The sequence below is a fragment of the Pseudomonas frederiksbergensis genome, from assembly GCF_900105495.1.
Classification (GTDB): Bacteria; Pseudomonadota; Gammaproteobacteria; order Pseudomonadales; family Pseudomonadaceae; genus Aquipseudomonas; species Aquipseudomonas frederiksbergensis.
On sequence record NZ_FNTF01000002.1, the window covers coordinates 763,658 to 778,260 of the forward strand.

Below are 14,603 nucleotides of genomic sequence, written 5' to 3' on the forward strand. Positions count from 1 at the left end.
GTTTTCTCCTGGGGCGTTGGGTTTGTGGCGGCTTAGATTGCGTCGGTATCGGTTTCGCCGGTACGGATGCGAATCGCCTGTTCCAGATTGACCACGAAGATCTTGCCGTCACCGATCTTGCCGGTGTTGGCAGCCTTGGTTATCGCCTCGATAACCCGGTCCAGATCCTTGTCGTCAATGGCGACATCGATTTTCACCTTGGGCAGGAAATCGACCACGTACTCCGCGCCGCGATACAGCTCGGTGTGACCCTTCTGCCGACCGAAGCCTTTGACTTCAGTAACGGTAATGCCCTGCACGCCGATCTCGGACAGCGACTCGCGTACGTCGTCCAGTTTGAACGGCTTGATGATGGCAGTGACTAGCTTCATGAAAACTCTCTCCCGAATTGGTGGACTTGCCCCAGGAAAACAAACCCGACTCAAGTCTAAGCGCAGTGCCTGGCTTTGTAACGCATCGTCGGCCTTACCTGCCCGTCCGACGCCTGCTAACCACTCCGCACGAAACACTTCCCCCGTTCCGATTGGCGCACTGCATTTCGTCACAGTGACTGCATCAGTGCATGGGTCACTAGGTGCTAAGCAGAAAGCTTGCCATCTCCACAAAGCTCCCTGTTTTCAGGCCTTTAGCCCCTGATCCCTGCCACTTCACCGCTACTCCCGCTGCGTTACGCACAACAACAGTGCGATGCCATCCGTCCGCATGCGCGAAAAGCGTGCATGACTTCCTGTCGGGATTGACTATAGACACTGCGTGATACACTGCCCGCCATTGTTTGACAGGACATTACCCATGCTCGCGCCCAAAGACTTCCTCGACGCCCTGAGCGGCACCGCCTCCCGCCTCTTCAGCGGCGACACCCCACTGCCAAAAAGCGAAATCGAAAGCCAGTTCAAGGCTCTGTTGCAGAGCGGCTTCAGCAAGCTGGATCTGGTGAGCCGGGAAGAGTTCGACAGCCAGATGGTCGTACTGGCACGCACCCGCGCACGGTTGGAGAGCCTTGAGGCGAAAGTGGCGGAGCTTGAAGCGAAGCTCAATCCACCTGCTGACGCCGAGTAACTGATCGTTCCCACGCTCTGCGTGGGAATGCCGCCAGGGACGCTCCGCGTTCCGCTCCAGATGTGACGCAGAGCGTCACGGGATGCATTCCCACGCAGAGCGTGGGAACGATCATTCAGCGCTAATTCCAGGCTGAGTCCTACAAGAAAACCACCGCCGTCCGATTGCGCCGCAAAGCCCCGGTTTCTAAGCTCACCCAATGCTGAATGTTCAGCACTAGGTTTGGCGACCTGGATACCAAGCTATGCACCGCAACCTTGTTCGATATCAGGTATTTCTTCCTCGATCCGAATTATGGCGGCTGTGTGTGGGAGACCTTAGGGTCTGCCGGTATTCGCTTGGCCGGTTCGCCAACCCGCACACAGCTGCCACCCTTATTGTTTGGCGACGATAAATGGCAGTTATTTATCAAGCGAAATTTGGGTACTGCACCATGGATGAAAACTATCTAACCCCCCACGTCTTCACCCGCCACAAACTCCACCTCCACGCCCTCCTCCTGGAAAACCAACCCTGGTTCAGCGCCCGCGACCTCGGCCGATTGCTCCGCCTCTTCCTCGACGAACGAGCGCTACGCAAACTCGATCCCGACCAACACCAAACCGTACAAATGCTCATCCACGGAGCCATCGAAAACACTCTGCTGATCAGCGAATCCGGCGTCTACGCGTTACTGATCTACCACTACTGCCCCGAATACCGAGGCCTGCGCGAATGGCTGACCCACGAAGTAGTGCCAGCCCTCAGAGACGCCCAACAACCCACCTCAACCGAACGCCCGATACTGAGCCTGCTGAATTGGCCGCAGATGTCGTTGAGTTTGCTGCACTGGAATAACCAGCCGTGGATTCGGTTGCAGGATGTTCCGCAGCTGCTGCCGAATGAGGAACGACCGCGAAGTCCGGTCAATGCGTCGTGGTGGAAGCGTGCTTCGCGGGTGCTGCAGTCTTTTTAGTTGCCCGAAGCTCACCCGCGCTCGATTTCGGCTCTGCGCTGATCGTAGGTCGATTGCAGGTTTAGCCAGAACTCGGGCGTGGTTTTCAGGTAGAGCGAGAGCTTCTTTGCGAGCTCAGGACTGATACTACCCTCCTGCATCACAAGAGCTCTCACGCCACCCGCGCCTTCATTCAACAAGCTAGCTAGCCCAGCCGCCGTAATGCCCAGAGGCACTAAAAACTCCTTTTCAAGGATTTCGCCAGGATGAATCGGCCGCATTCCAGAATTGCTCATTTCCCCTCCTGAGGGCTCGATCAGCTGTGATCATAAGCAGCCACGTCGATCCGACAAGTGCGTCCTTGAGCTTTCACCGAAGTCCTTCATTTATCCAAGACCGATCCTACAAAAAAATAGCTGCCGCCGCTGATTACGCTTAAATACCAGCCGCTACATAACCTTTGTAGCAGCTGCCGAAGGCTGCGTTCGGCTGCGAAGCAGTCGTGAAATCAGATCACGCGGTGCATCAGGCAGACCGCACAACTTGAATTTACGACTGCTGCGCAGTCGAACGCAGGCTCCGCCAGCTGCTACGGATTGCGTTACGGCTTAACTGACTGGAATCAGCTCCCCCAGCAACATCCTGCGAAAGTTTGGTTACTCCGCCGCCACGCTAAATCATCCGCCCACGACTACCCTTCAAAAAACCGCAGGAAGCGGTCCTCGTCAGCTCAAGGAACGACCATGTCCCTCTCCATCGTCCACAGCCGCGCCCAGGTTGGCGTAGAAGCACCCGCCGTCACCGTAGAAGTGCACCTGGCCAACGGCTTGCCGTCGCTGACCATGGTCGGGCTGCCCGAGGCGGCGGTGAAGGAAAGCAAGGACCGGGTACGCAGCGCGATCATCAATTCCGGCCTGCAATTTCCGGCGCGGCGCATCACCTTGAATCTCGCCCCGGCCGACTTACCAAAGGACGGCGGGCGATTCGATCTGGCGATTGCCTTGGGAATTCTCTCGGCCAGTGTGCAGGTACCGACGTTGACGCTGGATGACGTGGAGTGCCTGGGAGAGCTGGCGCTGTCGGGCGCGGTGCGGGCGGTTCGTGGGGTGTTGCCGGCAGCGCTGGCGGCGCGCAAGGCCGGGCGCACGCTGGTAGTGCCGCGGGCGAATGCCGAGGAGGCCTGCCTGGCTTCGGGGTTGAAGGTGATTGCAGTGGATCATTTGCTGGAAGCGGTCGCGCATTTCAATGGCCACACGCCCATCGCCCCCTATGCTTCCAACGGTTTGCTCTACGCCAGCAAACCCTATCCAGACTTGAACGAAGTGCAGGGGCAACTTGCGGCCAAGCGAGCCTTGCTGATTGCGGCGGCGGGTGCTCATAACTTGCTGTTCAGCGGTCCACCGGGGACGGGGAAAACGTTGTTGGCGAGTCGTCTTCCAGGGCTGTTACCGCCATTGGCCGAGTGCGAAGCGCTGGAAGTCGCGGCGATTCAATCTGTCGCCAGTTGTGTGCCGTTGAGTCATTGGCCACAGCGTCCCTTCCGACAGCCGCACCACTCCGCTTCAGGCCCGGCACTGGTGGGCGGTGGCTCGAAACCACAACCCGGCGAAATCACCCTCGCCCATCATGGCGTGCTGTTCCTCGATGAGCTTCCGGAATTTGATCGCAAGGTATTGGAGGTATTGAGAGAGCCACTGGAATCCGGCCACATCGTGATTTCCCGCGCCAAGGACCGCGTACGCTTCCCGGCACGCTTTCAACTGGTCGCGGCGATGAATCCCTGCCCCTGTGGATATCTTGGCGAGCCCAGTGGTAAATGCAGTTGTACGCCGGACATGGTCCAGCGTTACCGCAACAAGCTGTCGGGGCCACTGCTGGACCGCATCGATCTGCACCTGACCGTCGCTCGCGAAGCCACGGCATTGAATCCTGCGTTGAAACCCGGCGACGACACTGCCACCGCCGCCGAGTTGGTGGCCGATGCGCGAGAACGCCAACAAACGCGTCAAGGTTGCGCCAATGCGTTCCTCGATTTGCCGGGCCTGCGCAGACACTGCAAGTTATCCACCGTTGACGAAACCTGGCTGGAAACGGCGTGTGAACGACTGACCCTATCACTGCGCGCGGCCCATCGACTGCTCAAGGTGGCTCGCACCTTGGCGGACCTTGAGCAAGTCGAAGGCATTACCCGTGAACACTTGGCCGAAGCGCTGCAATATCGGCCAACAACACTCTAGCCGGCGTCACCCCTTGGTCAGATCAACCAACGGCGTCTGCCGCACCTCAGTCTCCCGCCCACCCTGAATCTCGCTCACCCGCTTCAACGCCTTATCCACAGCCGCCTTATCCGCCAACAAGCTGTAGCTGATCCCGAACTGCTTCTGTTCCTTCGGCCCAATCGTCGGCACCAGGTTCAGTGGCCGCTGATACCGGCGGTTGTAGGAAAAACTCGTTCCCGGTTCCAGCCCCGTGACATAGCCCTGCCCTTGGGTATCGGTGTTTTTCCACAGGGAGAACACGGGCAGTGTTTGAGTATTGAAGCCGACCGAAACCCCCAGGCTGCCGGCCTTGTTATGCAGCACGGTCAGCGTATCGCCCTTGGCATCGGCATATGGCACCACGTTGTAAACCGTTTCGTCGTAGTCCTTGGTCGGTGCGCGGTAGGTTTGCCAGTCCGGCAGATCACCTTTGGCCTTGTCGTTGAACGGCGACACCTGTTTCACCGGCGCGGCGAAGCGGGCGCCCTGTTCCAGGAACGGGGTGCTGAAGTTGCTGTGGTACAGCGCCTGGTATTCCTTCGGATAGTCGCCGTTGTTGGTCAGGGTGTCGTTGAGGGCGAACGCTACGCTGCCGGGCTCGGTGACCAGTTCGGTCGCGACGGAGAAATCGACTTTCTTGAACGCCTGTTCTTTCAGCTCACCGCGCAGGGTTATGGCATACGGCGGTTTTTCATCGATGTGCAGGGTGACTTTGTTCGCGGGGATGTTGGCGGCGCGACCGTGCAGGGTCAGCAGTTCACCATTGTCCATGCCAGGGTGGCCGACCCATTCGTAGCCGCAGCGGGTGACCAGTTCGTTGAAACCTTCCAGCCAGCCCAGGCCACCACGACCGTTGAGTTCGATGAAGGATGGATTGACCACTTCCTTGACCGGCGAATCCCAGCCCATGCGCACATCGCCGACCGAGGCCTGCAGGACGTTCATGCCTCGAGTCGGCACCACCGAGAGTTTCATTGTGCCGTTATCGATGTCGACGATGCTGACGCCCTCCTGCCGACCACCGTGCAAGGTGCGCAGGGTGACGCTGAAGGGTTTGTCGGTTTTTACGCCGAGTTGCTGGCTGGTGATTTGCCAGTTCTGGGCGGCTTTGTCGGTGTCGAGCAAAACATAGTCCCAGGCCATGGCTTGGGAAGCAGCGGACAGTGCGCTGAGGGCAACGAAGAGTTTGAGCGGGGTCATGGCAGCAGCCTTTCTTGGAGTTGTGCCATTTTTATAGACTTGAAGAAACGTTTCAGCAAGCACAAAAACAGAGACATTGGTGCTAAATGCCAAGGAAGACGACTAGAGAGGAATTGATTCGCAGATTTGCGACAAATCGGCAATTGAGTCGATGCCATCGCGAGCAGGCTCACTCCCACATTGGATCGACGGTGAACACAGAATTTGTGAACAACCGAGATCCAATGTGGGAGTGAGCCTGCTCGCGATGGCGATTTCAGAGGCGACTCAACGAAACCGGTCAACCTCATGGCGCAAGTCCGCCGCGAGCTTCTCCAGCTCTTTGGCCGTCACAGCCAGGTTCGACACGACTTCTCGCTGTTCACTGTTCGCCAAGGCGATGCTTTGCAGATTGCTGCTGAGCAAGGTCGCGGTGCTGCTTTGTTCCTGGGTCGCGGTGGTGATGGCGGCGAATTGCTGCCCGGCCGAACGGCTTTGTTCGTCAATCCGCGCCAGCGCCGAAGCGACGTTGGCGTTGCGCGACAGGCCTTCCTGCATCAGCAAGTTGCCCTGCTCCATGGTGCTGATGGCATTCCCGGTTTCCAGCTGAATGCTCTGGATCATCCCGGAAATCTCGTCCGTCGCCTGGCGAGTGCGCGACGCCAGGTTACGAACTTCATCAGCCACGACGGCAAAACCACGCCCCTGTTCGCCGGCGCGCGCGGCTTCGATGGCGGCGTTGAGCGCCAGCAAGTTGGTTTGCTCGGCGATCGAGGTGATCACCCCGACAATGCCGCCGATTTCCTGGGAGCGCTGGCCCAAGGTATTGATCACCGTCGCCGTGCTGTTCAGCGCGCCAGCGATTTGCTCCAGGGACGAGGACGCTTCGTCCATCGAAGTACGACCGATCTGGGTTTGTTGTGCGTTTTCTTGAGCCAGACGCTGAGTGCTGCCCATGTTGTCGGCAATGTTCAAAGACGTGGCGCTGAACTCTTCCACCGCGCCGGCCATGCTGGTGATTTCGCCCGACTGCTGCTCCATCCCTTCATAGGCGCCACCGGAGAGACCGGACAAGGCCTGGGCACGGCTGTTGACCTCTTGCGAGGCCTTGCGGATGTGCTCGACCATGGTCGACAGCGCCTGGCTCATCTGGTTGAACGCACGGGCCAACTGGCCGATTTCGTCGTTGCTCGATACGTTCAGCCGCACGCTCAAATCACCGGCGCCCAAGGCTTCGGCCTGTCGCACCAGATCACCCAAGGGGGCGAGCTTGCTGCGTAGCAACCAGACTGCCGAGCCCACAGCGATCAACATCGCCAGCAGACTGCCAATCGCCAATTGAATGCCGACACTCCACGTCACGGCACGGATTTCGGTTTTCGGCATGCTCGCCACGACCGACCATGGACCGTCTTCAAACGGTACGGCAATGCTGTAGAAATCTTCGGCCTTGTCGCTCCAGAACTCGCCCTTGCCCGGGGTCTTCACCAGGCTGTTGATCGCGGGGACAGCCCGCTCCAGTACTTGCACGCCGGCGATCGGCACCAGCCATTTGTTCTGCTCATCGAGCAACGCCAGAGAGCCGGTCTGGCCGATGCGGAAGCGCTTGAGGTTGGCGAACTGCGCGTTCTGCGCGTCGGTGTAGTCGAATCCTACGTACAACACGGCAATGACCTTACCGCTGGTGTCCCGTACGGGGGTGTACTGCGACATGTAGAAGCGTTCGAAAAGCAACGACCGACCGACGAAGCTCTGCCCCGCCATCAAACGGGTGTATGCCGGGTTCGCGTGATCAAGCACGGTGCCGATAGCCCGGTTGCCGTCCTGTTTACTCACATTGGTGCTGACCCGAATGAAGTCGTCGCCGCTACGCACGAACACCGTGGCGACCCCCGCTGTCATTTGCTTGAACTCGTCGACTTCCTTGAAGTTGTTGTTCAACACTTCGCTACCCAGATGCAGGCCCGGAGTCTGCACGCCTGCCACGACTACCGGCTCGTCCGGATGCACGCTCAGGCCCGCGTTGAAGCGTTTCTCGAACAGGCCTGCCAAGCGCTGGGTACTTTCACGCAACGTGCCGTGAAAGGTGCTCAGTTGATCGGCCAGCAACCGGGCTTCACTGGCCAGGTGCTCTTCGCGGGTGGCGAGGTTGGCGGTGTCCAGCGAACGCAGGGCGAACACGGTACTGCCGCTGATGACGATCGCCAGTATCACGGCAAGCGCAAGACCAAGCTGTGAGGCGATCCGGGCACGAGGTTGAGACATGACAGCTCCTGGCCGAGCGACCGGATCTTCCTTGATCTGGCTGCACACTCAGCAAAATTCTAATAATGGGAATTGCGTCGAACCTGCACGAAGGTTCCACCTGCATTTTCGGCGGGCAATCGGATTACTTGAGTATTGGTGCCTGCAGAACCTTATTACCGAGGGGTTTTCTTCAAATAGCGCTATCGAATTACAAACAGAATTCTCACCAGTCATCGGTGCGCGTCAGTTCTCGAATAGACGGCTCACCGTCAGAAACCGACTGTTGGTCGGTCTGGCGGTCGCAGGAATACTAATCTTTCAGGGCAAGGCCTGAATTTGTCGTGGTGGACCGGCCTCCGAGTTGTTCCCGGCCCACCGCAGTACTCGATAGGAGGAATGAAAAATGGCCAATTTCGAGAAGAAAATGCCGGTACAGACCGACGATGAAAAAACCAGTCAGCAACCGACGGCTACATCAGACCCTTGGCGTCCTCTGGAAAAACTGCGCCAGCAGGTCGATCACCTGTTCGAAGACTTCAATCGTGGCTCGGGGCTGACGCCTTTCCGGCGAGGGCTGTTCGATGTCGAACCGTTCTGGAGTCGGGAATTTATCGGCCGCAGCCTGCCTGCGGTGGACATTACCGAGAAAGATGAAAGCTTCGAAATCACCGCTGAATTGCCAGGCATGGACCAGGAAAATATCGACATCAAATTGTCCAACGGCAATTTGATCATCAAGGGTGAAAAGAAGGAGGACAAGGAAGAAAAAAGAAAGGGCTATCACCTGTCAGAGCGTCACTATGGCGCCTTCGAGCGAGCATTCAGCCTGCCAAAAGGTGTCGACGGCGACAAGATCGAAGCCACATTCAGCAATGGCGTACTGAGTATTTCGCTGCCGAAAAAGCCCGAAGCGATGAAAGCGGACAAAAAGGTGCAAATCAAATCCGGTTGAATTCGAGACAACCCTTCACGCCAGAAAAGCCCCTTGTCGGGAAGCCGGCACGGGGCTTTTTTGATGGGGTCTAAAAATAACCGGGCGGGCGCGGTTTAATGCCAGTCAGTTGATGTGCATAAACCTGTGGGAGCGAGCCTGCTCGCTCCCACAGGTTCAAGTGTTAAACCAGCATCAGGCGTGCGTGGCTCGTTTTTGACGACCCTGCGTTCTCATGCTGATGCTGAGCCAAGGCCATGAAAAAGAATGAGCAGTGGAATCTGTCCTACTTCGCGATCGCTTTTATCGTGCTGAGCCTCATGCAGATTTTCTTTGGCGAGCGTCAGGCAGTGCAGCCCCTCCCGTACAGCCAGTTTCTGCAATTACTGAACGAGCAAAAAGTCAGTGATTTGCAGGTCAACAAGGATCAGATCAGCGGCAAGTTGCAAGAGCCCATCAACGGACGCGATCGGTTCTCCACCGTGCGGGTCGATCCGGCGCTGGCGACAGAACTCTCTCAATCAGGCGCCAGTTTTACCGGAATCATCGAAAACACCTTTATGAGCAGCCTGTTGGGCTGGCTGTTGCCCTTTGTCCTGATCATGGTGTTCTGGAATTTTCTGTTTCGCGGGATGGTGGACAAACAAGGTCTTGGCGGTTTGATGAATGTCGGTAAATCCCGGGCCAAGGTGTTTGTCGAACGCGACACTGGCGTGACCTTCGCCGATGTCGCAGGCATCGACGAAGCCAAGGCCGAGCTGGTGGAAATCGTCTCGTTTCTCAAGGACACGGCCCGATACGAACGCCTGGGCGCACACATTCCCAAGGGCACCTTGCTGGTCGGCCCGCCCGGCACCGGCAAGACGCTGGTGGCCAAAGCCATCGCCGGTGAAGCCGGTGTGCCGTTTTTCTCGATCTCCGGCTCCGAGTTCGTCGAGATGTTCGTCGGGGTCGGTGCCGCCCGGGTCCGCGACCTCTTCGAACAGGCACGACAGGCAGCACCCTGCATCATCTTCATCGATGAACTCGATGCGCTGGGCAAGATGCGCGGCGTCGGTACGCTGGGCGGCAATGACGAAAAAGAACAGACCCTCAACCAGTTACTGGCCGAGCTGGATGGCTTCGATCCCCGCGAGGGCGTGGTGTTGCTGGCCGCGACCAACCGTCCGGAGGTCCTTGATCCGGCGTTGTTGCGGGCCGGGCGCTTCGATCGGCAGATTCTGATCGACCGCCCCGACCGCAAAGGCCGGGAAGCAATCCTCAAGGTTCATCTCAAGAAAGTCATCGTGGAGTCAGGGCTCGATGGCGCACGTATCGCCGAGATCACCACCGGTTTCACCGGCGCCGACCTGGCCAATCTGGTTAACGAGGCGGCCATCGTCGCCACCCGACGTGGCGCTGAAGCGGTCAGCCTGAACGATTTCACCGCCGCGGTAGAACGTCTCATCGCGGGGCTCGAACGCAAGAGCAGCCTGCTCGATGCCGACGAGCGCCGAGTGGTGGCCTATCACGAAATGGGGCATGCCCTGGCCGCCAGCACGCTGCCGGCAATGGACCCTGTGCATAAAGTGTCGATTGTGCCCCGTGCCATCGGCTCGCTCGGCTATACCCTGCAACGACCGACCGAGGATCACTTCCTGATCAGTTGCCAGACCCTCAAGGACCGGATTGTCGTGCTGATGGCCGGGCGCGCCGCCGAAGATCTGGTCTATGGCCAGATCTCCACCGGGGCCGCCGATGATCTGGTCCGCGCGACCGATATCGCCCGCCAATTGATCACCCGGTTCGGCATGAGCACTGAACTCGGACAATCGGTGCTGGAGCGGCAAAACGCAACGTACCTGGGAGACCGCATGGCCACGGTGGGCGAGAAGGATTATTCGGAACAGACCGCCCGGGAAATCGACCTGGGTATCCGCGCCCTGCTCGATGAAGCCTACCAACGGGCCAAGGCATTGCTGGAGAGTCGCCGGGCCGACCTGGATGAGGGGGCCCGCCTGTTGCTGGAAAAGGAAACCCTCACGCCGGAGGAATTCCCGCCTCTGCTGCCGTTAAAGCCAGCCCCGGCATTACCGCGACCGTGACGCGCCGATCAATCGTGGACGGCGCAACAAGCGCGACGAGCCTGATTGACACGATAGCGGTGCAGATAGCGATAGTGCATTCGGTGTATTTATCAACGATGTCCGCCAACAACGCTAGGCTTACAAACATTGTGGTGACTATCGCCATTTTGCAGGGAGCGCAAAAATGGAAATCATTAACCGTCGGCAATCCCTCTCTTTCAAGAAGGCCCAGGGAGAACTGCCGCAATGAAGCTTTCCAATCATTACAAATGGACTGCCCTGGGCGCCATTACGCTGACCCTTTTCAGCGTACTGATATTTTTGCTGATCAAATCCTATACCTACGACACATCGACCTACTTCGAGTCGCGCGACTTCGTTCGCCAACTCAAACAGTTCGATGCCAACTGGAACGTGAAGATCCTGAGAGCAAAGATCGGCATGAACAACAATCTGCTTCTGGTAGCGCATCCTGAAGCAGAGCAACGATGGCAGAAGCTCGACGACCTCAACGCTACGGGCCCGCTTTCGACCCTTTGGCAATCCCGACGCCAGGGTTATCTGGATGCGGTGGAAAACAAAACCCGATTGGTCGAGCAATTCAAACAACACAACACGGTATTGCGCACTTCACTGGATGCCCTGCCTGAACAGGAAGATGACATTCAGGCATTACTGGACGACAACGCTCAGGATGTAACTGCCGCCTCAACCGTATTCGATCTCACACTGGCAACCCTCGAGTACGCCCTCTATGTATCCCGTGACAAAGCCGACGAAATCGCCCATCAACTGAACGAACTCAACGAATTCATCGACCAGCTGCCACTTGATCGGCGCCAGCCTTTTACTGCATTTGTCGAGCATGTAAACGCCATCGTTCGAGAGCAGCCTATCGTCAATGATCTGCTTGATCGCATCAGTGTGATTCCGGTCGCGCAGCAACTGGACAGCATCAACGAATTATTGAACGAGACACAACGGCGCACCGGCGCGACAGACCGCCAATATCACCTTTATCTCGGAATATGCGCCGGCATCATGGCGCTGCTGTTGTTGTATCTGGCCGGCCGCCTGATTCGCAGTTATGCCCTGATCAACAAAATGAACAATGAATTGCAAACGGCAAACGAGCGATTGGAGCAACGCGTCGAGGAACGCACCCGCGAGTTGATCGAAGCCGAGCGCGAATTGGTCGATGCCGCGCGAATGGCCGGCATGGCTGAGATCGCCACCAATGTGTTGCACAACGTCGGCAATGTGCTGAACAGCGTTAACGTATCGGCAGATTTAATCACCCGAAAAATAGCGGTCAGCAAAACCCTGGGCCTGGGTAAAGCGGTAAACATGATGAACGAGCATGCCGACGACCTGGGGCAATTCATGACCTTCGATGAAAAAGGCAAACTGCTGCGCGGTTACTTCAATCAACTGGTCGACTCCATCGCGACCGAACAATCGAGCATCGTTGACGAACTATCACAACTCACCAAAAGCATCGATCACATCAAGGACATTGTTTCCACCCAACAGGCCTATGCCGGCGCCGCCAGGCTGGTCGAGCCGTTGAACGTCGTCGATCTGTTCGAGGACGCGCTACGCATGAATTCCGGTGCGTTGAGTCGCCATCATGTCGTTGTCACCAAGAACTACCAGGACACGCCGACGATCATCGGCGACAAACACCGACTGCTGTTGATCCTGATCAACCTGATCAGCAATGCCAAATATGCAATGTCCAAGATCAGCGATCGTCAGCGCCAGATGATACTGGGCGTCAAGATTGTCGATAACGCAACACTGCGCCTCAGCGTGGAAGACCAGGGCGAAGGGATCGCTGCCGAGAACATCACCCGCATCTTTAATCACGGCTTCACCACACGTAAGGAAGGCCATGGTTTTGGCCTGCACAGTTGTGCGCTGGCGGCGGTAGAAATGAACGGGCATCTTCGCGTGCATAGCGATGGGCCAGGCCACGGAGCGGTTTTCACCCTGGAGATTCCGCTGGAGACGGCGCATGCGTCGCAGACTGTTGATGTGCCAGTCAGTTAAGCGCAGTCCGTGTGGGCTTGCTCGCGAAGAGGGTCCAATCCGAAATCTGATTCCATCGTCGTGGGTGACAACGAACCCGGCTGATACCCAGAGGTCAAAGCAGGTGATGACGTCGCCAATGTTCAAAGGCCTCATTCAAGGGCGAAGTCAGTAGCTCACATACTTTAGGGTGCGCCGGATAGTTTCAGCAGGCTCGGATCGTTCCGAGGGGCAAGTGCTGACTGCTGACATCCAATGCTCCCGTATCGGAGTACTAACATGACTCAGTCAATGCGCTTCTTCCTATCGATCTTCCTCGCGACAGCATCATTGGCATCAGCGAGCCTCCTCAACACTGCAGGTGCGGCAACCGCCGAGGACCTGAATGCCGATTCCAAGCAAGCGTTGCAAACGCTTTACAAGGCCTCACCCGTTGCCAAAAACATTTCGCAGAATGCCAAAGCGATTCTTGTCTTCCCGAAAATCATCAAGGCCGGCCTTGTGTTTGGTGGCAGCTATGGTGAAGGCGTGCTGATGAAAGGCTCGCAAGTAGAGAACTATTACAACTCCGTAACCGGGTCCTGGGGACTGCAGGCAGGCGCCCAGTCGTATGGCTATGCGGTTTTCCTGATGACCGACAAAGCCGTGGACTATCTGCGTCAAACCAAGGGTTGGGAAGTCGGCGTAGGGCCCACCGTTGTATTGGTTGATGAAGGGGTGGCGAAGAATCTGTCCAGCACGACAGTGAAGGACGATGCCTACGCATTCATTTTCGACCAACAGGGGTTAATGGCCGGGATCAGCATCGAGGGCACCAAGATTTCCCTGATCAAGCGCTGAAAACGGTCGTCTGGCGCATGGACGCGCCAGTACCAAAAGTGCGGGCATAGAGCTCGAGGCCGTCATTGCAGCGGCCATCTATTCAGCCCAAATGTTGAACGTCGGGCAATTCCATTGCTCGGGCTTCGCCTTGCAGGAAGTCGCTGAGCCTGCGTAAACGTTCACCTCCGGGGCGGGTTTTCGGCCAGACCAGGTAATATTTCTCACCGCTGGCGACGGCCGTCGGCCACGGCAGGCTCAGACGTCCCTGAGCCACATCTTCCGCCACCATCAGCAGATCGCCCATGGACACGCCATACCCTCGGGCAGCGGCGATCATGCCCAGTTCCAGCGTGTCGAACACCTGCCCGCCCTTGAGCGATACCTGATCCGCCAGCCCCATGCGTTCCAGCCAACTGCGCCAGTCGCGGCGATCCGGAGTCGGGTGCAGCAGTTCGGCATTGGCCAGCCGTGCGACATCCCACGGTTGATCCTGCAGAAGATTCGGCGCACCGACTGGAATAAGCTCTTCCGGGAACAGGAAACTCGCCTCCCAGTCCGGTGGGAAATTTCCGTTGCTGAGGATGACGGCGCAGTCGAACGGCTCATGGTTGAAGTCCACCGAATCGACGTCCATCCACGCGCTGGTCAATTGCACCTCGTTGCCCGGTTGCAAGTGCCGAAAGCGGCTGAGCCGTGCCAGCAACCAGCGCATGGTCAGGGTCGACGGCGCTTTCATGCGCAGGATGTCATCTTCGGCGCGCAAGGTATTGCAGGCCCGCTCCAGGGCGGTGAAGCCTTCGCGAATGCCGGGCAGGATCAGCCGCGCCGACTCGGTCAGTTGCAGATTGCGTCCGCTACGGTGAAACAGCCGACAGGCAAAATGCTCTTCGAGCGTACGAATGTGTCGGCTAACCGCGCTTTGGGTGATCGACAGTTCTTCGGCCGCACGGGTAAACGAACTGTGCCGCGCCGCCGCTTCGAATGCGCGCAGGGCATACAAGGGAGGAAGACGACGGGACATTCGGAAAGCTCCTATAGCGGGATTCGATCACCCTAGCAGAAACTCTCCAGCATGA

12 protein-coding genes are annotated in these 14,603 nt (G+C 57.8%); 7 read left to right on the forward strand and 5 right to left on the reverse strand.

Annotated features, from left to right (window positions below; all coding sequences use genetic code 11):
* Positions 1-32 precede the first annotated feature (32 nt).
* Positions 33-371, reverse strand: a complete 339-nt coding sequence (gene glnK, locus BLW70_RS04195; RefSeq protein ID WP_002555808.1) for a P-II family nitrogen regulator — start codon at positions 369-371, stop codon at positions 33-35.
* 421 nt (positions 372-792) lie between these two features.
* Between glnK and BLW70_RS04200 the strand changes: the two genes are divergently transcribed.
* Together BLW70_RS04200 and BLW70_RS04205 are read left to right on the forward strand one after the other, a co-directional pair.
* Positions 793-1,059, forward strand: a complete 267-nt coding sequence (locus BLW70_RS04200; RefSeq protein WP_007894783.1) for an accessory factor UbiK family protein — start codon at positions 793-795, stop codon at positions 1,057-1,059.
* A gap of 433 nt (positions 1,060-1,492) precedes the next feature.
* Positions 1,493-2,014, forward strand: coding sequence for a BRO-N domain-containing protein (locus BLW70_RS04205; RefSeq protein WP_074880402.1), 522 nt, complete (start codon positions 1,493-1,495; stop codon positions 2,012-2,014).
* A gap of 11 nt (positions 2,015-2,025) precedes the next feature.
* On the opposite strand, the gene BLW70_RS04210 is transcribed toward BLW70_RS04205, so the two are convergent.
* The gene (locus BLW70_RS04210; RefSeq protein WP_074871912.1) at positions 2,026-2,289 is read right to left on the reverse strand and encodes a HigA family addiction module antitoxin; all 264 of its coding nucleotides are present in this window, start codon (positions 2,287-2,289) and stop codon (positions 2,026-2,028) included.
* 447 nt (positions 2,290-2,736) lie between these two features.
* Between BLW70_RS04210 and BLW70_RS04215 the strand changes: the two genes are divergently transcribed.
* On the forward strand, positions 2,737-4,230 hold the full coding sequence (locus BLW70_RS04215; RefSeq protein WP_074871913.1) for a YifB family Mg chelatase-like AAA ATPase: 1,494 nt from the start codon (positions 2,737-2,739) through the stop codon (positions 4,228-4,230).
* Positions 4,231-4,236: 6 nt separating this feature from the next.
* Here BLW70_RS04215 and BLW70_RS04220 read toward each other — a convergent pair whose 3' ends face one another.
* Both BLW70_RS04220 and BLW70_RS04225 read right to left on the reverse strand, forming a co-directional pair.
* Entirely contained in the window at positions 4,237-5,451 is a 1,215-nt protein-coding gene (locus tag BLW70_RS04220) for an aldose 1-epimerase family protein (protein ID WP_038980773.1), read from the reverse strand.
* A 267-nt stretch (positions 5,452-5,718) separates the two neighbouring features.
* Positions 5,719-7,695 carry a methyl-accepting chemotaxis protein gene (locus BLW70_RS04225; RefSeq protein ID WP_074871915.1) on the reverse strand — a complete coding sequence of 659 codons (1,977 nt, stop codon included), beginning with the start codon at positions 7,693-7,695 and terminating at the stop codon, positions 5,719-5,721.
* Positions 7,696-8,080: 385 nt separating this feature from the next.
* On the opposite strand from BLW70_RS04225, the gene BLW70_RS04235 reads away from it, so the two are divergent.
* The 4 genes from BLW70_RS04235 to BLW70_RS04250 all read left to right on the forward strand — a co-directional run bounded on the left by BLW70_RS04235 (position 8,081) and on the right by BLW70_RS04250 (position 13,545).
* Positions 8,081-8,629, forward strand: coding sequence for an Hsp20/alpha crystallin family protein (locus BLW70_RS04235; protein WP_074871917.1), 549 nt, complete (start codon positions 8,081-8,083; stop codon positions 8,627-8,629).
* Between the two features lie 236 nt (positions 8,630-8,865).
* Positions 8,866-10,692 (forward strand): ATP-dependent zinc metalloprotease FtsH, encoded by a 1,827-nt coding sequence (ftsH, locus tag BLW70_RS04240; protein ID WP_074871919.1) that lies wholly within the window; start codon positions 8,866-8,868, stop codon positions 10,690-10,692.
* Between the two features lie 228 nt (positions 10,693-10,920).
* On the forward strand, positions 10,921-12,726 hold the full coding sequence (locus BLW70_RS04245; RefSeq protein ID WP_074871921.1) for a DAHL domain-containing protein: 1,806 nt from the start codon (positions 10,921-10,923) through the stop codon (positions 12,724-12,726).
* 258 nt (positions 12,727-12,984) lie between these two features.
* The gene (locus tag BLW70_RS04250; protein ID WP_074871923.1) at positions 12,985-13,545 is read left to right on the forward strand and encodes a lipid-binding SYLF domain-containing protein; all 561 of its coding nucleotides are present in this window, start codon (positions 12,985-12,987) and stop codon (positions 13,543-13,545) included.
* A gap of 82 nt (positions 13,546-13,627) precedes the next feature.
* Here the strand turns inward: BLW70_RS04250 and BLW70_RS04255 are convergent, their stop codons facing one another.
* Complete coding sequence (locus BLW70_RS04255; protein ID WP_046045061.1) at positions 13,628-14,548, reverse strand: LysR substrate-binding domain-containing protein; 921 nt, start codon at positions 14,546-14,548, stop codon at positions 13,628-13,630.
* Between the last annotated feature and the right edge of the window lie 55 nt (positions 14,549-14,603).

What these genes read in the sequence shown, in the direction of transcription:
- glnK (WP_002555808.1), bottom strand. Translation starts at nt 371, where the DNA reads ATGAAGCTAGTCACTGCCATCATCAAGCCGTTCAAACTGGACGACGTA.
- BLW70_RS04215 (WP_074871913.1), top strand. Translation starts at nt 2,737, where the DNA reads ATGTCCCTCTCCATCGTCCACAGCCGCGCCCAGGTTGGCGTAGAAGCA.
- BLW70_RS04210 (WP_074871912.1), bottom strand. Translation starts at nt 2,289, where the DNA reads ATGAGCAATTCTGGAATGCGGCCGATTCATCCTGGCGAAATCCTTGAA.
- ftsH (WP_074871919.1), top strand. Translation starts at nt 8,866, where the DNA reads ATGAAAAAGAATGAGCAGTGGAATCTGTCCTACTTCGCGATCGCTTTT.
- BLW70_RS04225 (WP_074871915.1), bottom strand. Translation starts at nt 7,695, where the DNA reads ATGTCTCAACCTCGTGCCCGGATCGCCTCACAGCTTGGTCTTGCGCTT.
- BLW70_RS04250 (WP_074871923.1), top strand. Translation starts at nt 12,985, where the DNA reads ATGACTCAGTCAATGCGCTTCTTCCTATCGATCTTCCTCGCGACAGCA.
- BLW70_RS04255 (WP_046045061.1), bottom strand. Translation starts at nt 14,548, where the DNA reads ATGTCCCGTCGTCTTCCTCCCTTGTATGCCCTGCGCGCATTCGAAGCG.
- BLW70_RS04235 (WP_074871917.1), top strand. Translation starts at nt 8,081, where the DNA reads ATGGCCAATTTCGAGAAGAAAATGCCGGTACAGACCGACGATGAAAAA.
- BLW70_RS04220 (WP_038980773.1), bottom strand. Translation starts at nt 5,451, where the DNA reads ATGACCCCGCTCAAACTCTTCGTTGCCCTCAGCGCACTGTCCGCTGCT.
- BLW70_RS04200 (WP_007894783.1), top strand. Translation starts at nt 793, where the DNA reads ATGCTCGCGCCCAAAGACTTCCTCGACGCCCTGAGCGGCACCGCCTCC.
- BLW70_RS04245 (WP_074871921.1), top strand. Translation starts at nt 10,921, where the DNA reads ATGAAGCTTTCCAATCATTACAAATGGACTGCCCTGGGCGCCATTACG.
- BLW70_RS04205 (WP_074880402.1), top strand. Translation starts at nt 1,493, where the DNA reads ATGGATGAAAACTATCTAACCCCCCACGTCTTCACCCGCCACAAACTC.